The sequence below is a fragment of the Pseudomonas sp. F-14 TE3623 genome, from assembly GCF_053629015.1.
Map to the genome: position 1 here is coordinate 5205600 of NZ_JBRJHM010000001.1, position 19357 is coordinate 5224956.

At 59.3% G+C, this 19357-nt stretch carries 17 protein-coding genes; 11 read left to right on the forward strand and 6 right to left on the reverse strand.

Going from position 1 to position 19357, the window contains the following annotated elements; translation table 11 throughout:
- The first annotated feature begins 49 nt into the window (after positions 1-49).
- The 10 genes from nuoG to AB7M29_RS24400 all read left to right on the forward strand — a co-directional run bounded on the left by nuoG (position 50) and on the right by AB7M29_RS24400 (position 11001).
- On the forward strand, positions 50-2764 hold the full coding sequence (gene nuoG, locus AB7M29_RS24355; RefSeq protein ID WP_217857155.1) for an NADH-quinone oxidoreductase subunit NuoG: 2715 nt from the start codon (positions 50-52) through the stop codon (positions 2762-2764).
- Positions 2761-3768 carry an NADH-quinone oxidoreductase subunit NuoH gene (nuoH, locus tag AB7M29_RS24360; protein ID WP_007905066.1) on the forward strand — a complete coding sequence of 336 codons (1008 nt, stop codon included), beginning with the start codon at positions 2761-2763 and terminating at the stop codon, positions 3766-3768. The genes nuoG and nuoH overlap by 4 nt, the downstream gene beginning before the upstream one ends.
- A gap of 12 nt (positions 3769-3780) precedes the next feature.
- Positions 3781-4326: an NADH-quinone oxidoreductase subunit NuoI gene (gene nuoI / locus AB7M29_RS24365; protein ID WP_200889382.1), complete on the forward strand. Its 546-nt coding sequence runs from the start codon at positions 3781-3783 to the stop codon at positions 4324-4326.
- Positions 4327-4335: 9 nt separating this feature from the next.
- Positions 4336-4839 carry an NADH-quinone oxidoreductase subunit J gene (nuoJ, locus tag AB7M29_RS24370; RefSeq protein WP_007905076.1) on the forward strand — a complete coding sequence of 168 codons (504 nt, stop codon included), beginning with the start codon at positions 4336-4338 and terminating at the stop codon, positions 4837-4839.
- A 2-nt stretch (positions 4840-4841) separates the two neighbouring features.
- Positions 4842-5150, forward strand: a complete 309-nt coding sequence (gene nuoK / locus AB7M29_RS24375) for an NADH-quinone oxidoreductase subunit NuoK (RefSeq protein ID WP_007946416.1) — start codon at positions 4842-4844, stop codon at positions 5148-5150.
- On the forward strand, positions 5147-7000 hold the full coding sequence (gene nuoL / locus AB7M29_RS24380; protein WP_123722020.1) for an NADH-quinone oxidoreductase subunit L: 1854 nt from the start codon (positions 5147-5149) through the stop codon (positions 6998-7000). The genes nuoK and nuoL overlap by 4 nt, the downstream gene beginning before the upstream one ends.
- A 39-nt stretch (positions 7001-7039) precedes the next feature.
- Positions 7040-8572 (forward strand): NADH-quinone oxidoreductase subunit M, encoded by a 1533-nt coding sequence (gene nuoM, locus AB7M29_RS24385; protein ID WP_217857157.1) that lies wholly within the window; start codon positions 7040-7042, stop codon positions 8570-8572.
- A gap of 7 nt (positions 8573-8579) precedes the next feature.
- Entirely contained in the window at positions 8580-10043 is a 1464-nt protein-coding gene (gene nuoN / locus AB7M29_RS24390; protein ID WP_008014910.1) for an NADH-quinone oxidoreductase subunit NuoN, read from the forward strand.
- Positions 10044-10346: 303 nt separating this feature from the next.
- On the forward strand, positions 10347-10697 hold the full coding sequence (locus AB7M29_RS24395) for a type II toxin-antitoxin system RelE/ParE family toxin (RefSeq protein ID WP_038983665.1): 351 nt from the start codon (positions 10347-10349) through the stop codon (positions 10695-10697).
- Entirely contained in the window at positions 10687-11001 is a 315-nt protein-coding gene (locus AB7M29_RS24400; RefSeq protein WP_217857158.1) for a helix-turn-helix domain-containing protein, read from the forward strand. The genes AB7M29_RS24395 and AB7M29_RS24400 overlap by 11 nt, the downstream gene beginning before the upstream one ends.
- A 177-nt stretch (positions 11002-11178) precedes the next feature.
- On the opposite strand, the gene AB7M29_RS24405 is transcribed toward AB7M29_RS24400, so the two are convergent.
- From AB7M29_RS24405 to AB7M29_RS24430, 6 genes are read right to left on the reverse strand one after another with little or no spacing between them, the layout of a single operon-like run.
- Positions 11179-12921 (reverse strand): ABC transporter substrate-binding protein, encoded by a 1743-nt coding sequence (locus AB7M29_RS24405; protein WP_123722010.1) that lies wholly within the window; start codon positions 12919-12921, stop codon positions 11179-11181.
- Positions 12922-12968: 47 nt separating this feature from the next.
- Positions 12969-13241, reverse strand: coding sequence for a DUF2160 domain-containing protein (locus tag AB7M29_RS24410; protein WP_052967033.1), 273 nt, complete (start codon positions 13239-13241; stop codon positions 12969-12971).
- A 10-nt stretch (positions 13242-13251) separates the two neighbouring features.
- Positions 13252-14052 carry a carbohydrate ABC transporter permease gene (locus tag AB7M29_RS24415; protein WP_007896138.1) on the reverse strand — a complete coding sequence of 267 codons (801 nt, stop codon included), beginning with the start codon at positions 14050-14052 and terminating at the stop codon, positions 13252-13254.
- A gap of 8 nt (positions 14053-14060) precedes the next feature.
- Positions 14061-14927 carry a carbohydrate ABC transporter permease gene (locus tag AB7M29_RS24420; RefSeq protein WP_052967034.1) on the reverse strand — a complete coding sequence of 289 codons (867 nt, stop codon included), beginning with the start codon at positions 14925-14927 and terminating at the stop codon, positions 14061-14063.
- The gene (locus tag AB7M29_RS24425; RefSeq protein WP_217857159.1) at positions 14924-16021 is read right to left on the reverse strand and encodes an ABC transporter ATP-binding protein; all 1098 of its coding nucleotides are present in this window, start codon (positions 16019-16021) and stop codon (positions 14924-14926) included. The genes AB7M29_RS24420 and AB7M29_RS24425 overlap by 4 nt, the downstream gene beginning before the upstream one ends.
- Positions 16021-17115, reverse strand: coding sequence for an ABC transporter ATP-binding protein (locus tag AB7M29_RS24430; protein WP_454248186.1), 1095 nt, complete (start codon positions 17113-17115; stop codon positions 16021-16023). Before AB7M29_RS24430 ends, AB7M29_RS24425 begins: the two co-directional genes overlap by 1 nt.
- A 337-nt stretch (positions 17116-17452) precedes the next feature.
- On the opposite strand from AB7M29_RS24430, the gene AB7M29_RS24435 reads away from it, so the two are divergent.
- Complete coding sequence (locus AB7M29_RS24435) at positions 17453-19285, forward strand: sigma-54-dependent Fis family transcriptional regulator (protein ID WP_454248187.1); 1833 nt, start codon at positions 17453-17455, stop codon at positions 19283-19285.
- Positions 19286-19357: the final 72 nt, after the last annotated feature.

Consider the following 19357-nt stretch of genomic DNA (forward strand, 5'->3'; position numbering starts at 1 on the left):
TTCCATTAGCCACGCCCGCTGACACCGGGCCAACGAAGAACTTTGAACCATGGCCACTATCCACGTAGACGGCAAAGAGCTCGAAGTCGATGGGGCAGACAACCTGTTACAGGCGTGTCTGTCGCTAGGCCTCGATATCCCTTATTTCTGCTGGCACCCAGCCCTTGGCAGCGTTGGCGCTTGCCGCCAGTGCGCGGTCAAGCAGTACACCGACGAGAACGACAAGCGTGGTCGGATCGTCATGTCCTGCATGACCCCCGCCACCGACGGCAGCTGGATCTCCATCGACGACGAAGAAGCGAAAGTGTTTCGCGCCAGCGTCGTTGAATGGTTGATGACCAACCACCCTCACGACTGCCCGGTCTGTGAGGAAGGCGGTCACTGCCACCTGCAAGACATGACCGTGATGACCGGCCACAACGAGCGCCGCTATCGCTTCACCAAGCGTACTCACCAGAACCAGCAACTGGGGCCGTTCATTTCCCACGAAATGAACCGCTGCATCGCTTGCTATCGCTGCGTGCGCTTCTATAAGGACTACGCTGGCGGTACCGACCTCGGTGTGTTCGGCGCCCACGACAACGTGTACTTCGGTCGCGTCGAAGACGGCACCCTCGAAAGCGAGTTCTCCGGCAACCTCACCGAGGTCTGCCCGACCGGTGTGTTCACCGACAAGACTCACTCCGAGCGCTACAACCGCAAGTGGGACATGCAGTTCTCGCCGAGCATCTGCCATGGCTGCTCCAGCGGCTGCAACATTTCCCCGGGCGAGCGTTACGGCGAACTGCGTCGCATCGAAAACCGTTTCAACGGTTCGGTGAACCAGTACTTCCTGTGCGACCGTGGCCGTTTCGGCTATGGCTATGTCAACCGCGAAGACCGCCCGCGTCAGCCATTGCTGGCCAACGGCGCCAAGCTGGGCCTCGACGAAGCGCTGGATAAAGCCGCTGACCTGCTGCGCGGTCGCAATATCGTCGGTATCGGTTCGCCGCGCGCCAGCCTCGAAAGCAACTACGCGTTGCTTGAACTGGTCGGTGCCGAGCACTTCTACTCCGGTATCGAAGCCGCTGAGCTGGAACGCATTCGTCTGGTTGTGCAGGTGCTCAAAGACAGCCCGCTGCCGATCCCGAACATGCGCGACATCGAAGATCACGATGCGATTTTCGTCCTCGGCGAAGACCTGACCCAGACTGCTGCGCGCATGGCCCTGGCCCTGCGCCAATCGGTCAAGGGCAAGGCCGAAGACATGGCCGACGCCATGCGTGTTCAGCCATGGCTCGATGCCGCGGTGAAGAACATCGGTCAGAACGCGCTGAACCCGCTGTTCATCGCCAGCCTGGCTGAAACCAAGCTCGACGACGTGGCTGAAGAATGCGTTCACGCAGCTCCCGACGACCTGGCCCGCATCGGTTTCGCCGTGGCTCACGCCCTCGATGCCAGCGCGCCGGCCGTTGAAGGCCTGGACGCTGAAGCCCTCGAACTGGCTCAGCGCATCGCCAACGCCCTGCTCGCTGCCAAGCGTCCATTGATCATTGCCGGCACCTCGCTGGGTTCCAAGGCGCTGATCGAAGCCGCGGCGAACATCGCCAAGGCCCTGAAGCTGCGCGAGAAGAACGGCTCCATCAGCCTGATCGTGCCAGAGGCCAACAGCCTCGGCCTGGCCATGCTCGGTGGTGACTCGGTCGACGCAGCCCTGCAAGCGGTGATCGACGGCAAGGCGGACGCCATCGTCGTGCTGGAAAACGATCTGTACACCCGTACCGACAAAGCCAAGGTCGATGCTGCCCTGAACGCCGCAAAAGTGGTGATCGTGGCGGACCATCAGAAGACCGCCACCAGCGATCGCGCGCACCTGGTTCTGCCAGCCGCCAGCTTCGCTGAAGGCGACGGTACGCTGGTCAGCCAGGAAGGCCGCGCCCAGCGTTTCTTCCAGGTCTTCGACCCGACTTACCTCGACGCAAGCATTCTGGTTCACGAAGGCTGGCGCTGGCTGCATGCCCTGCGTTCGACCCTGCTGAACCAGCCGATTGACTGGACCCAACTGGACCACGTCACCGCTGCCGTTGCTGCGAGCAAACCGCAACTGGCGCGCATCGTCGATGCCGCACCGTCCGCTGCGTTCCGCATCAAAGGCTTGAAACTGGCTCGCGAACCACTGCGTTACAGCGGCCGGACTGCCATGCGCGCCGACATCAGCGTGCACGAACCGCGTACTTCCCAGGACAACGACACCGCGTTCTCGTTCTCCATGGAAGGTTACTCGGGCTCGGTCGAACCGCGTCAGCAAGTACCATTCGCCTGGTCTCCGGGCTGGAACTCGCCGCAAGCCTGGAACAAGTTCCAGGACGAAGTCGGTGGTCACATCCGCGCTGGCGACCCGGGCACTCGCCTGATCGAAAGCACCGGTGATTCGCTGAACTGGTTCGCCAGTGTTCCGCGCGCGTTCAACCCGGCTCCGGGCACCTGGCAGGTCGTGCCGTTCTTCCACCTGTTCGGCAGCGAAGAGAACTCTTCCAAAGCCGCGCCGGTTCAAGAACGCATTCCAGCTGCTTACCTGTCGCTGGCCAAGTCCGAAGCCGATCGTCTGGGTGTCAATGACGGTGCCCTGCTGAGCCTGAACGTGGCCGGCCAGACCCTGCGTCTGCCGCTGCGCATCAACGAAGAGCTGGGTGCCGGTCTGGTCGCATTGCCGGCCGGTATCGCTGGCATTCCACCTGCGATTTTTGGCAAATCCGTTGACGGTCTGCAGGAGGCAGCGCTATGACCTTGTTCACTCCTGAAGTGATCGACGTAATCATCGCGGTCCTCAAGGCCATCGTGATTCTGCTCGCCGTTGTGGTGTGCGGCGCGCTGCTGAGCTGGGTCGAGCGTCGTCTGCTCGCCCTCTGGCAGGACCGTTACGGTCCGAACCGCGTCGGCCCGTTCGGCGCGTTCCAGATCGCCGCCGACATGATCAAGATGTTCTTCAAGGAAGACTGGACCCCGCCGTTCGCCGACAAAGTGATCTTCACGTTGGCACCGGTCGTGGCCATGAGCGCCTTGCTGATTGCCTTCGCGATCATCCCGATCACCCCGACCTGGGGCGTGGCGGACATCAACATCGGCATCCTGTTCTTCTTCGCCATGGCCGGTCTGTCGGTCTACGCGGTGCTGTTCGCCGGCTGGTCGAGTAACAACAAGTTCGCCCTGTTGGGCAGCTTGCGGGCCTCGGCGCAAACCGTGTCGTACGAAGTGTTCATGGGCCTGTCGCTGATGGGCATCGTGATCCAGGTCGGCTCGTTCAACATGCGCGACATCGTTGAATACCAGGCGCAGAACCTGTGGTTCGTCATTCCGCAGATCTTCGGTTTCCTGACCTTCTTCATCGCTGGCGTCGCCGTGACTCACCGTCACCCGTTCGACCAGCCGGAAGCGGAACAGGAACTGGCCGACGGTTACCACATTGAATATGCCGGCATGAAATGGGGCATGTTCTTCGTCGGTGAGTACATCGGCATCGTGCTGATTTCGGCGCTGCTGGTGACGTTGTTCTTCGGTGGCTGGCACGGTCCGTTCGGCATTCTGCCGCAGATCCCGTTCATCTGGTTCGCGCTGAAAACCGCGTTCTTCATCATGTTCTTCATCCTGCTGCGCGCCTCGATTCCGCGCCCACGGTATGACCAAGTGATGGATTTCAGCTGGAAGTTCTGCCTGCCGCTGACCCTCGTCAACATGCTGGTGACCGCTGCGGTCGTGTTGCTCAACACGCCCGCCGTCGCGGCTCAGTGAGGATAGAGAATCATGAAGTACATTTTTGACATCGTGCATGGCTTCTTCACCCAGCTTCGCAGCCTGGTGATGATCTTCGGCCACGCCTTCCGCAAGCGCGACACGCTGCAGTACCCGGAAGAAGCCGTGTACCTGCCGCCGCGCTTTCGTGGGCGTATCGTGCTGACCCGCGACCCCGACGGCGAAGAGCGTTGTGTAGCCTGCAACCTGTGCGCCGTGGCGTGCCCGGTCGGTTGCATCTCGCTGCAGAAAGCTGAAACCGACGACGGTCGCTGGTACCCGGAGTTTTTCCGTATCAACTTCTCGCGCTGCATTTTCTGCGGCCTCTGCGAGGAAGCCTGCCCGACCACCGCGATCCAGCTGACACCGGATTTCGAGATGGCCGAGTTCAAACGTCAGGACCTGGTGTACGAGAAAGAAGATCTGTTGATCTCCGGCCCCGGCAAAAACCCTGATTACAACTTCTATCGTGTTGCAGGTATGGCGATTGCCGGTAAGCCAAAAGGCTCCGCGCAGAATGAAGCCGAACCGATCAACGTGAAGAGCTTGCTGCCTTAAGGAAGAAAGATGGAATTCGCTTTCTATTTCGCATCGGGTATCGCTGTTGTGTCCACGCTTCGCGTGATCACCAACACCAACCCCGTGCACGCCCTGCTCTACCTGATCATTTCGCTGATCGCCGTGGCCATGACGTTCTTCGCCCTCGGCGCACCGTTTGCCGGTGTACTGGAAGTGATCGCCTACGCTGGCGCCATCATGGTGCTGTTCGTGTTCGTGGTGATGATGCTGAACCTGGGCCCCGCCTCGGTTCAGCAAGAGCGCGTCTGGCTCAAGCCCGGCATCTGGCTCGGCCCGGTCGCCCTCGGCACCCTGCTGCTGGTTGAACTGCTGTACGTGTTGTTCAGCGATGCCAGCGGTCAGGCCATCGGCCACACCACCGTAGACGCGAAGGCCGTGGGCATCAGCCTGTTCGGTCCTTACCTGCTGGTGGTCGAACTCGCCTCGATGCTGCTGCTCGCCGCAGCCGTCACGGCGTTCCACTTGGGCCGCAACGAAGCCAAGGAGCAATGACGATGCCTGCTATCCCTATGGAGCATGGTCTGGCGGTTGCCGGCATTCTGTTCTGCCTCGGTCTGGTCGGCCTGATGGTCCGGCGCAACATTCTTTTCGTGCTGATGAGCCTGGAGGTCATGATGAATGCCTCCGCGTTGGCGTTCATCGTTGCCGGTAGCCGCTGGGCGCAGCCGGATGGACAGATCATGTTCATTCTGGTGATCAGCCTGGCAGCCGCCGAGGCCAGTATTGGCCTGGCGATTCTGTTGCAGCTGTATCGCCGCTTCCACACTCTCGATATCGACGCTGCCAGCGAGATGCGCGGATGAACCTTCTCTATCTGACTTTCGTATTCCCTCTCATAGGTTTCCTGCTGCTGGCGTTCTCACGCGGTCGCTGGTCGGAAAACCTTTCGGCGCTGATCGGCGTCGGCTCCATTGGCCTGTCGGCAATCGTCACTGCTTACATAATCTGGCAGTTCAACGTTGCACCACCTGAAGGCGGTCACTACACCCACGTGTTGTGGCAGTGGATGGCGGTAGAAGGCTTCACGCCTAACTTCGCGCTGTACCTGGATGGTCTGTCCCTGACCATGCTCGGTGTGGTGGTCGGCGTCGGCTTCCTGATCCACCTGTTCGCGTCCTGGTACATGCGCGGTGAAGCCGGTTACTCGCGCTTCTTCGCCTACACCAACCTGTTTATCGCCAGCATGCTGTTCCTGGTCCTGGCCGATAACCTGCTGTTCGTGTACTTCGGCTGGGAAGGCGTGGGCCTGTGCTCGTACCTGTTGATCGGTTTTTACTACAGCAACCGCAACAACGGTAACGCGGCACTCAAAGCCTTCATCGTGACCCGCGTCGGCGACGTGTTCATGGCCATCGGCCTGTTCATCCTGTTCCAACAGTTGGGCACGCTGAACATTCAGGAACTGCTGGTCAAGGCGCCTGAGCACTTCAAGGCCGGCGACTTCTGGATCGTTCTGGCGACCCTGATGCTGCTGGGCGGCGCTGTCGGTAAATCCGCGCAACTGCCGCTGCAAACCTGGCTGGCGGATGCGATGGCCGGCCCTACTCCGGTTTCGGCACTGATCCACGCCGCGACCATGGTGACCGCCGGTGTCTACCTGATCGCCCGTACCCACGGTCTGTTCGCCCTGGCGCCGGATATCCTGCACCTGGTGGGTGTTGTGGGTGGCGTGACGCTGGTGCTGGCAGGTTTTGCCGCACTGGTTCAGACCGACATCAAACGTATCCTCGCCTACTCGACCATGAGCCAGATCGGCTACATGTTCCTGGCCCTGGGCGTAGGTGCGTGGGACGGCGCGATCTTCCACCTGATGACCCACGCCTTCTTCAAGGCGCTGTTGTTCCTTGCGTCCGGTGCGGTGATCGTTGCCTGCCACCACGAGCAGAACATCTTCAAGATGGGCGGCCTGTGGAAGAAACTGCCATTGGCCTACGCCAGCTTCATCGTCGGTGGCGCGGCCCTGGCGGCCTTGCCTCTGGTGACCGCGGGCTTCTACTCCAAGGATGAAATCCTCTGGGAAGCGTTCGCCAGCGGTAACCAGGGTCTGCTTTATGCAGGTCTGGTCGGTGCCTTCATGACCTCGCTGTACACCTTCCGCCTGATCTTCATCGCGTTCCACGGTGAAGCGAAGACCGAAGCGCATGCCGGTCACGGCATTGCTCACTGGCTGCCACTGTCGGTACTGATCGTACTGTCGACGTTCGTCGGCGCGATGATCGTTCCGCCGCTGCACGGTGTGCTGCCGGAAAGCGTCGGCCATGCCGGCGGCGAAGCCAAGCACAGTCTGGAAATCGCCTCGGGCGCCATCGCCCTGGCCGGTATCCTGCTGGCCGCGCTGCTGTTCCTCGGCAAGCGTCGCTTCGTTACCGCCGTCGCCAACAGCGGCGTCGGCCGCTTCCTTTCGGCCTGGTGGTTTGCTGCCTGGGGCTTCGACTGGATCTACGACAAACTGTTCGTCAAGCCTTACCTTGCGATCAGCCATGTACTGCGCAAAGACCCGCTCGACCAGACTATCGGTCTGATCCCGCGTATGGCCAAAGGCGGTCACACCGCCCTGAGCCGCACCGAGACCGGTCAATTGCGTTGGTATGCCGCCTCAATGGCTGCTGGTGCCGTGCTGGTAATCGGCGCCGTCGTGCTGGTAGCGGTCTGATATGAACCTTGCGAACTTGCGAAAGGAAACGAGCCCGTCATGATTCTGCCTTGGCTAATCCTGATCCCCTTCATCGGCGGCCTGCTGTGCTGGATGGGTGAGCGCTTCGGCGCTACCCTCCCCCGCTGGATTGCGCTGATCACCATGTCCCTGCTGCTCTCCCTCGGCCTCTGGCTGTGGGCCAACGGTGACTATTCATTTGCTCCGGCGCCTGGCGCCGATCCGACCTGGGTGATTGAGTTCAAACACGTCTGGATCCAGCGTTTCGGCATCAACGTGCACCTGGCCCTCGACGGCCTGTCGCTGTTGATGATCCTGCTGACCGGCTTGCTGGGTGTCCTCTCGGTACTCTGCTCGTGGAAAGAGATCCAGCGTCACGTGGGCTTCTTCCACCTGAACCTGATGTGGATCCTGGGCGGTGTCGTCGGCGTGTTCCTCGCCCTCGACCTGTTCATGTTCTTCTTCTTCTGGGAAATGATGCTGGTGCCGATGTACTTCCTCATCGCGCTCTGGGGTCACAGTTCTTCGGACGGCAAGAAAACCCGGATCTACGCGGCGACCAAGTTCTTCATCTTCACTCAGGCTTCCGGCCTGATCATGTTGGTGGCGATCCTGGGTCTGGTACTGGTCAACTTCAACGACACCGGCGTGATTACCTTCAACTACGCCGACCTGTTGAAGACCAAGATGTCGATGACCACCGAGTACATCCTGATGCTCGGCTTCTTCATCGCCTTCGCGGTCAAGCTGCCAGTAGTGCCGTTCCACTCCTGGTTGCCTGACGCTCACGCCCAGGCACCGACTGCGGGTTCCGTGGACCTGGCCGGTATCTTGTTGAAGACTGCTGCGTATGGCCTGCTGCGTTTCGCCCTGCCACTGTTCCCGAATGCCTCGGCCGAGTTCGCGCCGTTCGCGATGACCCTGGGTCTGATCGGGATTTTCTACGGTGCGTTCCTGGCCTTTGCGCAAACCGACATCAAGCGTCTGATCGCCTTCTCGTCCGTTTCCCACATGGGCTTCGTGCTGATCGGCATCTACTCCGGCAGCCAACTGGCGCTGCAGGGCGCAGTGATGCAGATGCTGGCGCACGGTCTGTCGGCCGCGGCACTCTTTATCCTCTCCGGTCAGCTGTACGAGCGTACCCACACCCGCGATATGCGTGAGATGGGTGGCCTGTGGTCGAAGATTGCCTACCTGCCGGCTCTCAGCCTGTTCTTCGCCGCCGCGTCTCTGGGCTTGCCGGCGACTGGTAACTTTGTCGGTGAGTTCCTGATTCTGATCGGCACCTTCGCCAGCGCCCCATGGATCACTGTGATTGCGACGTCCGGCCTGGTGTTCGGTTCGGTCTACTCACTGATCATGGTCCACCGTGCCTTCTTCGGCCCGTCGAAATCGGACGCGGTGTTGCATGGCATGGACGGTCGCGAACTGATCATGGTGGTTGGACTTGCGGCACTGCTGATCTACATCGGCGTGTACCCGCAACCGTTCCTCGATACCTCTGCCGCGACGATGCATGGCGTGCAGCAGTGGCTCGGCACCGCCTTCACTCAACTCGCTTCGGCCCGGTAAGAGCGCTATGGAATTCACGACTCAACACTTTATCGCGCTTGCGCCGTTGTTGATCACCAGCGCCACGATCATCGTGGTGATGCTGGCTATCGCATGGCGCCGCAACCACTCACAGACCTTCCTGCTGTCGGTGGCAGGTCTGAACCTGGCTCTGCTGTCGATCCTGCCAGCCCTGAAAGTCGCGCCGCTGGCCGTGACTCCACTGCTGCAGATCGACACCTTCGCTTGCTTGTACATGGCGCTGATCCTGGTCGCCACCCTCGCTTGTGTCACCCTCGCCCACGCCTACCTCGGCGATGGCGGTTCGGGTTACCCGGGCAACCGTGAAGAACTTTACCTGCTGATCCTGATGGCCGCCGCCGGCGGCCTGGTCTTGGTCAGCGCGCAGCACCTGGCCGGGTTGTTCGTCGGTCTGGAACTGCTCTCGGTACCGGTTTACGGTCTGGTGGCGTATGCCTTCTTCAACAAACGTTCGCTGGAAGCCGGTATCAAGTACATGGTGCTGTCGGCCGCCGGTTCCGCGTTCCTGTTGTTCGGTATGGCCCTGCTCTACGCCGACGCTGGCAGCCTGAGCTTCAACGGCATCGGTCAGGCCCTGGCGGCCACCGGTCTGCCAAGCTCTCTGGCTCAACTGGGCCTGGGCATGATGCTGATCGGCCTGGCGTTCAAGTTGTCGCTGGTACCGTTTCACCTCTGGACCCCGGACGTTTACGAAGGTGCTCCGGCACCGGTGGCAGCGTTCCTGGCTACCGCGTCGAAAGTCGCTGTGTTCGCAGTGATGGTGCGTCTGTTCCAGATCTCGCCAGCGGCGAGCAGCGGTGTGCTGAGCGACGTGCTGACCATCATCGCCATCGCGTCGATCCTGTTCGGTAACCTGCTGGCACTGACCCAAAGCAACCTCAAGCGTCTGCTGGGTTACTCGTCCATCGCCCACTTCGGCTACCTGCTGATCGCCCTGGTGGCGAGCAAAGGCCTGGCCGTGGAAGCCATCGGCGTGTACCTGGTCACCTACGTGATCACCAGCCTCGGCGCGTTCGGCGTGATCACCCTAATGTCCTCGCCATACAACGGCCGTGACGCGGACGCCCTGTACGAATACCGCGGCCTGTTCTGGCGCCGTCCGTACCTGACCGCCGTCCTGACCGTGATGATGCTGTCCCTGGCCGGTATCCCGCTGACCGCGGGCTTCATCGGCAAGTTCTACATCATCGCTACCGGTGTCGAATCGCACCAATGGTGGCTGGTCGGCTCCCTGGTACTGGGCAGCGCCATTGGCGTCTTCTACTACCTGCGCGTGATGGTCACCCTGTACCTGATGGAACCGAACCTGCGTCGCCACGATGCTCAACTGCACTGGGAACAGCGTGCAGGTGGCGTGATGCTGCTGGCGATTGCCGTACTGGCGTTCTTCCTCGGCCTGTATCCACAGCCGCTGCTGAACCTGGTTCAGCAATCGGGGTTGGCGGGTTGATCGCTTAAGCGATACTCGGTAACAAACAAAAACGGCACCTTCGGGTGCCGTTTTTGCGTTTTGGGGACAAGATCAAAAGATCGCAGCCTTCGGCGACTCCTACAGGGTATTGCGTACGCTTTTGAACCTTATCGCCCCTCTCCTCCCCGATATCCAGAATCGCCTCGCGGGTGAATCAGCCGCGTCCTACATCCCAATCCTGCCGTCAACTTTAACGTAATGACTTGACCGAATTGGGCAGGAACAGAAGCCTTGACCTATTCGATTCTTGTGATAGAAATATACGCAGGTAACGTACAGAACATGGACGCTCTTTTTATCGAATTACCCGTATTTCAAAAGCACAGAAATGACTACCTGGACGACGAACTGTTTCGCAGCTTTCAACTGGAGCTGCTGAAAAACCCGGAAACTGGCGACCTGGTGGAAGGTATGGGCGGGTTGCGAAAGGTCCGTTTCTCCGACCAGCGACGAGGCAAAGGCAAGCGCAGTGGACTAAGGGTGATTTATTACTGGTGGTCGGGTTTTGATCAATTCTGGCTGTTCACCGTATATAGCAAAAACGAGCAAGACGACTTGTCGCCCTCCCAGAAGAAACTTTTCAGACAAACTCTAGATAGCGAAATCAACACGAGATCCCACCATGAAACGTGACATTTTTGCCGAACTGATGGAAGGCCTTGAAGCCTTGGCCGACGAGCGCCAAGGCAAGGTCACGCTGCGAACCCACAAGGTCAAACTGCCAAAACTGGTGCCAATCACTGCCGAGGAAGTGGTAGCCATACGCCAACAGCTCAACCTTTCCCGTTCGGTATTCGCGATGTACTTGCGCACCAACACCCGGACGCTGGAGAACTGGGAGCAAGGACGGGCGAAACCTAATGCTCAGGCGACAACATTGATCCGGCTGGTTGAGCGCTTTCCGGAGACGGTTCAACAACTGGCGGCGCTGACCTGAAGTGTTTGCGGCGTTTTCAATGACGCCTTCGCGAGCAGGCTCGCTCCCACAGGGGACCACGTTCTGTCAGAAAGAATGCAGTTCAATGTGGGAGCGAGCCTGCTCGCGATGGCGGTGGAACAGGCACAAACAAAAACGGCACCTTACGGTGCCGTTCGCGTTTCACATTACAGACGATTACTTACGCGCCGCCTCCCACGATTTCAGCAGTTCGGCATAGCTCACGGTTTCGCCTTTAGGCTTCTCGTTCGCCAGTTTCGCTTTCGGCGCACCCGGCTGATCGAACCAGTACTGCGCATCCCGCTCAGGATTCATTTTCGGTCCGCAGGTCGGTTGTACCTTGGAGCGTTCCAGGCGGGTCATGATCGCATCCTGATCCTTGGCCAGACCGTCCAGTGCCTGTTGTGGCGTTTTCTCGCCACTGGCCGCTTCCGCGATATGGCTCCACCACAGTTGCGCCAAACGAGGATAGTCCGGCACGTTGGTCCCGGTCGGGGTCCATTGCACGCGGGCCGGGCTGCGATAGAACTCCACCAGACCACCGAGTTTCGGCGCCAGGTCGGTCATGGCTTGCGAGTTGATGTCCGACTCGCGAATCGGGGTCAGACCAACGATGGTTTTCTTCAGGGATACGGTTTTCGACGTCACGAACTGCGCGTACAGCCAGGCCGCGAGTTTTTGCTTTTCAGGCGTGGACTTGAGGAAGGTCCAGGAACCGGCGTCCTGATAACCGAGTTTCATGCCCTCCTCCCAGTACGGACCTTTCGGCGACGGTGCCATGCGCCACTTCGGCGTGCCGTCGGCGTTCATCACCGGCAAGCCTGGTTTGGTCATGTCGGCGGTAAACGCGGTGTACCAGAAGATCTGCTGGGCGATGTTGCCCTGGGACGGCACCGGCCCGGATTCGGAGAAGGTCATGCCCGCCGCTTCCGGTGGCGCGTATTTTTTCATCCAGTCGACGTATTTGGTGGTCGCATACACCGCCGCCGGGCCGTTGGTATCGCCACCGCGGGTTACGCTGGAACCAACCGGATGGCAGTCTTCGACACGGATGCCCCACTCGTCCACCGGCAAGCCGTTGGGAATGCCCTTGTCGCCAGCGCCAGCCATGGAGAACCACGCATCAGTGAAACGCCAACCCAGCGACGGGTCTTTCTTGCCGTAGTCCATGTGCCCGTAGATACGCTTGCCGTCGATTTCCTTGACGTCTTCGCTGAAGAATTTGGCGATGTCTTCATAGGCCGACCAGTTCACCGGCACGCCCAGTTCATAACCGTATTTTTCTTTGAATTTCGCTTTCAGATCCGCTCGTTCGAACCAGTCGGCGCGGAACCAGTAGAGGTTGGCGAACTGCTGGTCGGGCAGTTGATAGACTTTGCCGTCTGGCGCTGTGGTGAACGAGATGCCGATGAAGTCTTTGATGTCCAGCGTCGGCGAGGTGTAGGCCTTGCCTTCGTTGGCCATCAGATCGGTGATCGATTCGGTCTTGCCGTAGCGAAAGTGCGTACCGATCAGGTCCGAGTCGTTGACCCAGCCGTCATAGATGTTCTTGTCCGATTGCATCTGGGTCTGCAGCTTTTCCACCACATCGCCTTCCTGCAGCAAGTCGTGGGTCAGCTTGATCCCGGTGATCTCGGTGAAAGCCTTGGCCAGCACTTTGGATTCATATTCGTGGGTGGCAATGGTTTCCGAAACCACCTTGATGTTCATCCCGCGAAACGGCTCGGACGCTTTGATAAACCACTTCAGCTCTTCGAGCTGCTGGGCTTCGGTCAGGGTGGATGGTTTGAACTCGCTGCCAATCCATTTCTTGGCGGCGTCTTCATAGGCATCGGCCCAGGCCGCAGCGCTCAACCCGCTGAGTGCCAGCATGGCTGCCAATGAAACGCTATGTCGCAGCTTATTGTTTTTGTCGAACATAGAGACCTCCTGTTTAGGTTTCGGAGCAACATTGCCGAGCGATTCGACTAGCCCCAACGCATCACAGCCAACAGCCACACCAGGGACAACGCGAACGCTACCCAGATGCTCCAGTCGGTGACGCCGATTACCAGCAAATGCAGGTAGGCGCTGCCGAGAAGACCGATAAACAGCCGATCGCCACGAGTAGTAGCAATCGGCAAAAAACCACGCCGAGGGACACTCGGCGAACGCAACTCCCAGGTCGTCATACCCGCCAGGATCAAAGCAATGACGCTAAAGAATGCCGCCGTGGGGCCGGTCCAACTCATCCATTCCATCATCAGTTCCTCATACCCGACCCAGGGCAAAGCCTTTGGCCACGTGGTTGCGAACAAACCAGATCACCAGCATGCCCGGCAGGATGGTCAACACCCCCGCCGCCGCCAGCACACCCCAGTCGATGCCGGACGCCGAGACCGTGCGGGTCATCACCGCCGCGATGGGTTTGGCGTTCACCGAGGTCAGGGTTCGCGCCAGCAACAGCTCGACCCAGGAAAACATGAAGCAGAAAAACGCCGTGACGCCGATCCCGGAGCCGATCAGCGGGACGAAGATCTTCACGAAGAACTTGGGGAAACTGTAGCCGTCGATGTAGGCGGTTTCGTCAATTTCCTTGGGAACGCCAGACATGAAGCCCTCAAGAATCCACACCGCCAACGGCACGTTGAACAGACAGTGAGCCAGCGCCACCGCGATATGGGTATCGAACAGCCCAATCGAGGAATACAACTGAAAAAACGGCAACAGGAACACCGCCGGTGGTGCCATGCGGTTGGTCAGCAGCCAGAAAAACAGGTGTTTGTCGCCGAGGAAACGATAGCGCGAAAACGCATACGCCGCCGGCAGCGCCACGCTCAGGGAGATCACCGTGTTCAGGCTCACGTAGTACAGCGAGTTGAGATAACCGGTGTACCAGCTCGGGTCAGTGAAGATCACCTTGTAGTTTGCAAAGGTGAAATCCTGGGGAAACAGCGTCAGACCGCCGAGGATTTCAGTGTTGCTCTTGAAGGACATGTTCAGCAGCCAGTAGATCGGCACCAGCAGGAACAGGATGTAGATCAGCAACGGGATTAGCTTTCTCTTGCTCATGGCAGGCCTCACCGATTGGCGTCAGAGTGAGTCATGGCGGTATAGAACAGCCACGACACCAACAGGATGATCAGGAAGTACACCAGCGAGAAAGCCGCCGCCGGGCCAAGGTCGAACTGCCCGATGGCCATTTGGGTCAGTGTCTGACTCAAGAAAGTCGTGGCATTCCCCGGACCGCCACCGGTCAGTACGAACGGTTCGGTATAGATCATGAAACTGTCCATGAACCGCAGCATCACCGCGATCAGCAGCACACTCTTGAGCTTGGGCAACTGGATGTGTCGGAAAACCGCCCAGGCCGATGCCCGATCAATCCGCGCCGCCTGGTAATACACGTCCGGAATCGCCCGCAAGCCGGAGAAACACAACAGCGCCACCAGCGACGTCCAGTGCCACACGTCCATCACCAACACCGTGACCCAGGCGTCCATGGTGTTGGACGCATAGTTGTAGTTGATGCCCATGGCATTGAGGCTCGAACCGAGCAACCCGATGTCGGCCCGGCCGAAAATCTGCCAGATGGTGCCGACCACGTTCCACGGAATCAGCAGCGGAATCGCCAGAATAATCAGCACCAGCGACGACCAACGGCCCTTGATCGGCATGGTCAGGGCGATGGCGATACCCAACGGAATTTCGATCAACAGCACGCAGCCGGAGTAGATGAACTGGCGCAGCAGCGAATCATGCAACCGTGGGTCGAGCAGCACCTGCCTGTACCAGTCGGCACCGACGAAGTAGCGGCTGGACTGGTCGAAGATGTCCTGCACCGAGTAGTTGACCACGGTCATCATCGGGATCACCGCACTGAATGCCACCAGCAGGAACACCGGCAATACCAGCCACCAGGCCTTGTTGTTCTGCACCTTGTTCATGGCAGCACCTCCAGCAGGTATTCATCGGCATAGACCATCAGCCATTGCGCCGGAAAACTGATGTACGCCGTGCCTTCGGGCACTGGTTTGTCTTCGGCCAAGCGTACTTTCAGCGGCGCGCCGTCGAGATTCAGGGTCATGATCTTGTAGGTGCCCAAGTCTTCGACGTGTACGACCTGTGCCTGCATCGCGTCATCACAGGGTTCGTCCCACACATGAACGAACTCCGGACGAATGCCGACCTTCAGGGTTTTCCATTCGGACTCGGCGATTCGTTTCTGCATCGCGTCGGACAGCGGCAAATGGGTCCCGGCAAAACCGACACCGCCGGCTTGTGGCTGGACCTCGATCAGGTTCATCCCCGGGCTGCCAATGAAATAACCGACAAAGGTGTGGCTCGGTCGCTCGAACAATTCCCGTGGCGTACCGAACTGCACGATTTGGCCGCCATACATCACCGCGATCTTGTCAGCGAAGGTCGAAGCCTCGAGCTGATCGTGGGTGACGTAGACCATGGTGATGTTGAACTGCTCGTGGATCTGCTTGAGCTTGCGTCGCAGCTTCCACTTCAGGTGCGGGTCGATCACCGTCAGCGGTTCATCGAAGAGGATCGCCGACACGTCATCGCGCACCAGCCCACGGCCCATGGAGACTTTCTGCTTTTCATCGGCGGTGAGGTTGCGCGCCTTCTTGGACAGCAATGCCTGGAGGTCGAGGACTTCAGCGATTTCGTGCACTTTGGTGTGAATTTTCGCCTCGTCCATGCCCTGATTGCGTAATGGAAAGGCAAGGTTATCGAACACCGTCATGGTGTCGTAGACCACCGGGAACTGGAAAACCTGGGCGATGTTGCGCTTTTCCGGGGTCAGTTCGTTGACCACTTTACTGTCGAACAGCACCTGGCCCTGGGACGGACTGAGCAAACCGGAAATGATGTTGAGCAAGGTTGACTTGCCGCACCCCGAAGGCCCGAGCAGCGCATAAGCACCGCCCTGCTCCCAGACATGGTCCATCTCGCGGATCGCGTAATCCTCAGGGCCGGTCGGCGTTGGGGTGTAGCTATGAGCAAGGTTCTGCAAACGGATTTCGGCCATCAGGCTACCCTCGCAATACGGCGACCGGGCGCCTGAACCAGCTGCCCCTGCATATCGAACACAAACAGTTTATGGGTCGGGATATAGATGCGAATCGGCGCATCGACGTCGTATTCGTGAACACCCGGCAAGTGCAGCACCAGCAGGAAATACTCATTGCGCACGTGCAGGAAGGTTTCCGAACCGCTGATCTCGGCCACCTCGACGGTCACCGCCAGCTCCAGGTCATCGTCGTTGCTCGGCACTAGGGAAATGTGGCTGGGGCGCACGCCGAAACGGAACTCGCCCTCGCCCACCGGTCGCAGATCGACGTTCAACGGGAAGTGCACAAAATTGGCGAAACTGACTTCGTTGCCGGCGATACGCCCCGGCATCAAGTTGATCGGCGGTTCGGAGAACAATTCCGCCGCCAGCACGGTTTGCGGCTGGTGATAAACCTCGGAGGACTTGCCGCTCTGAATCACCCGACCTTCGTGAAGAATCGTGGTGGTGCCGCCCAGCGCCAGGGCTTCGTTGGGTTCTGTGGTGGCGTAAATCGCGATGGTGTGCCGGGCCTTGAACAGCTCGCGCATTTCCTGACGCAGCTCTTCGCGCAGCTTGTAGTCGAGGTTGACCAGCGGCTCGTCGAACAGAATCAGCTCCGCGTCCTTGACCAGCGCCCGGGCCATCGCCGTGCGTTGTTGCTGGCCGCCAGAGAGTTCCAGAGGATGGCGCTGGAGGAATTTCTCGATGCGCAGCATCTTCGCGGTTTCCAGCACTTTGCTCTGGATCAGCTCATTGGAAATACCGGACTGTCGCAGCGGCGAGGCGATGTTCTCGAACACCGTCATGGTTGGGTAATTGATGAACTGCTGATAGACCATCGACACGTTGCGCAAACGCACCGGGCGCTGGGTGACATCGACGCCGTTCATCAGGATGCGGCCGCTGTCGGGCTTGTCCAGACCTGCCATCAGGCGCATGAGGCTGGTTTTGCCGGACAGCGTGCGACCGAGCAAAACGTTGAACGATCCGGGTTCGAAGTTAAGGCACGCATCGTCGATCCAGGTCTGGCCCTCGACGGTACGGCTGACGTGCTCCAGGATTAATGACATGGCTCGGCCTTTTTATTATTGGAGTCAAGCGACCGGGTCACTACAGCGACATTCGTGCCAGAAATTCCAAGCGGTTGATCTGGCTTGAAAAACACAAAAAAGATGGGAAAACCGCGTTCGTTGCTGAACAGAAATGAACAACCGCGACTGAACAATTGAACAGTTCAAAGGTTGACAATGAACAAATGTGAACAACACTCTGTGGGAGCGGGCTTGCTCGCGAATGCGGTGGGTCAGACACATTATTGGTGTTTGACCCACCGCATTCGCGAGCAAGCCCGCTCCCACATGGAATCTCATAACAACAATAAAAAGCTTTATTCAGAGGCTGAATGCCATGGCCGCACCTGCCCCGCCGCTCTCCCACGACGCCATCATCCAGGACTCCTGGTCCCGCTGCCGCGCGTTCGGGCTCGATCATCAGAGCGCGCCGGCGTTCGATCAGCTGCCGGCTGATGGTATCGCCCAGTTGCTGGAGAGCCAGCATTCACTGGTGCAGACCACCCATCAGGAAGTCCTGCCGTATTACGAGAACATCCTCAGCAACTCCAATTGCCTGATCATGCTCGCCGACAATCAGGGCCAGGTGCTGACGTCCTGGGGCACCCAGCGTTTCATCGAGCCGAGCCTGACTCGCGGTTTCAGCGCCGGCGCCAGCTGGATGGAGCGTTGCAGCGGCACCAATGCGATCGGCACCGCGCTAGCCTGCGAACAGGCAGTGCACATCGAACACGATGAACATTTTCTCAAGGCCAACCGCTTCATGACCGGTTCTGCCGCGCCGATTTTCGATGCCGAGCGCAAGGTGATCGCGGTGCTGGATGTGTCCAGCGACAGCTACCTGCCGCCATCGCACACCTTGGGCATGGTCAAGATGATGAGTCAGACCGTGGAGAACCGGCTGATCCTCAACCTGTTCCACGGCCAGCATTTCCAACTGACCTTCAACACTGGGCTGAACAACCTCGACAGCCAATGGGCCGGGTTGCTGATCTTCGATGAAACCGGTCAGGTGCTGTCCGCCAATCGCCGGGCCGACAATCTACTGGGCATCAGCCTGTCGCGGGTCAGCGTCGAAAGCCTGTTCAAAGTCTCTTTGCTGGAACTGCTAAACCAGCCGGACGGTCTGCCGTTTGCCCTGCAAGCCTCGGGGCGCAACCGTTTTCAATGCCTGTTGAAGCGGCCGAAACAGGTACCTATTCAGGCGCGAGTGTTTGCCGAACCCACCGTGATGGCGCCCGCCGCGATCAGCCTCAATACCCTGCATTTTGGCGACAGCCGCGTGGAAAAAGCCGTGCGCCAGGCCGAACGCTTGCTGGAAAAGGACATTCCGCTGTTAATCCACGGGGAAACCGGAGTCGGCAAGGAAGTCTTCGTTAAAGCCCTGCATCAGGCCAGTTCACGCAGCAAACAGCCGTTCATTGCCGTCAACTGTGCAGCGATCCCCGCCGAACTGGTGGAATCCGAATTGTTTGGCTATGAGAAAGGCGCATTCACCGGCGCCAACCAGAAAGGCAGCATCGGGCTGATCCGCAAGGCCGACAAAGGCACCCTGTTCCTCGATGAAATCGGCGACATGCCGCTGCCGACCCAGGCCCGGTTGCTGCGGGTGTTGCAGGAGCGTTGCGTGCAACCGGTGGGCAGCAGTGAGCTGTTCCCGGTGGACATACGGATCATTTCAGCGACCAACCGCTCGTTGCGCGAACAGGTTCAGCTGGGACGGTTTCGTGAGGATTTGTATTACCGCATCGGTGGTTTGACCCTGGAACTGCCGCCGCTACGGGAACGCAGCGACAAGCAGGCGCTGTTCAAGCGTCTGTGGGAACAGCATCGTGAACCGTCGCAGTGGGCCGGGTTAAGCCCCGAGGTGATGGAACTGTTCAGTCGTCATCCGTGGCCGGGGAATTTGCGTCAGGTCAGCAGTGTGATGCAGGTGGCACTAGCCATGGCCGAGGAACAACCCGTACGGCCGGAGCATTTGCCGGATGATTTTTTTGTCGATCTGGAGATGGAGCCGGTGGATTCACCGGAGACATTGGCGGTTGATTTGAATGATGCCGAGCAATTGAATCGGCAGTTGCAGGCGGCTGGGGGGAATATTTCCCATTTAGCCCGTCGGCTCGGGGTGAGCCGCAATACCCTCTATAAACGCCTACGCCAGGCTAAATAATTGAGTGAGCCGCACTAGCGGCGTTCGGCTTGAGACCTTCGCGAGCAAGCCCGCTCCCACATTTGATCTTCG

Excerpts from the sequence above, each read along its gene's own strand:
- nuoG (WP_217857155.1), top strand. The coding sequence starts at position 50 with ATGGCCACTATCCACGTAGACGGCAAAGAGCTCGAAGTCGATGGGGCA.
- nuoH (WP_007905066.1), top strand. The coding sequence starts at position 2,761 with ATGACCTTGTTCACTCCTGAAGTGATCGACGTAATCATCGCGGTCCTC.
- nuoI (WP_200889382.1), top strand. The coding sequence starts at position 3,781 with ATGAAGTACATTTTTGACATCGTGCATGGCTTCTTCACCCAGCTTCGC.
- nuoJ (WP_007905076.1), top strand. The coding sequence starts at position 4,336 with ATGGAATTCGCTTTCTATTTCGCATCGGGTATCGCTGTTGTGTCCACG.
- nuoK (WP_007946416.1), top strand. The coding sequence starts at position 4,842 with ATGCCTGCTATCCCTATGGAGCATGGTCTGGCGGTTGCCGGCATTCTG.
- nuoL (WP_123722020.1), top strand. The coding sequence starts at position 5,147 with ATGAACCTTCTCTATCTGACTTTCGTATTCCCTCTCATAGGTTTCCTG.
- nuoM (WP_217857157.1), top strand. The coding sequence starts at position 7,040 with ATGATTCTGCCTTGGCTAATCCTGATCCCCTTCATCGGCGGCCTGCTG.
- nuoN (WP_008014910.1), top strand. The coding sequence starts at position 8,580 with ATGGAATTCACGACTCAACACTTTATCGCGCTTGCGCCGTTGTTGATC.
- AB7M29_RS24395 (WP_038983665.1), top strand. The coding sequence starts at position 10,347 with ATGGACGCTCTTTTTATCGAATTACCCGTATTTCAAAAGCACAGAAAT.
- AB7M29_RS24400 (WP_217857158.1), top strand. The coding sequence starts at position 10,687 with ATGAAACGTGACATTTTTGCCGAACTGATGGAAGGCCTTGAAGCCTTG.
- AB7M29_RS24405 (WP_123722010.1), bottom strand. The coding sequence starts at position 12,921 with ATGTTCGACAAAAACAATAAGCTGCGACATAGCGTTTCATTGGCAGCC.
- AB7M29_RS24410 (WP_052967033.1), bottom strand. The coding sequence starts at position 13,241 with ATGGAATGGATGAGTTGGACCGGCCCCACGGCGGCATTCTTTAGCGTC.
- AB7M29_RS24415 (WP_007896138.1), bottom strand. The coding sequence starts at position 14,052 with ATGAGCAAGAGAAAGCTAATCCCGTTGCTGATCTACATCCTGTTCCTG.
- AB7M29_RS24420 (WP_052967034.1), bottom strand. The coding sequence starts at position 14,927 with ATGAACAAGGTGCAGAACAACAAGGCCTGGTGGCTGGTATTGCCGGTG.
- AB7M29_RS24425 (WP_217857159.1), bottom strand. The coding sequence starts at position 16,021 with ATGGCCGAAATCCGTTTGCAGAACCTTGCTCATAGCTACACCCCAACG.
- AB7M29_RS24430 (WP_454248186.1), bottom strand. The coding sequence starts at position 17,115 with ATGTCATTAATCCTGGAGCACGTCAGCCGTACCGTCGAGGGCCAGACC.
- AB7M29_RS24435 (WP_454248187.1), top strand. The coding sequence starts at position 17,453 with ATGGCCGCACCTGCCCCGCCGCTCTCCCACGACGCCATCATCCAGGAC.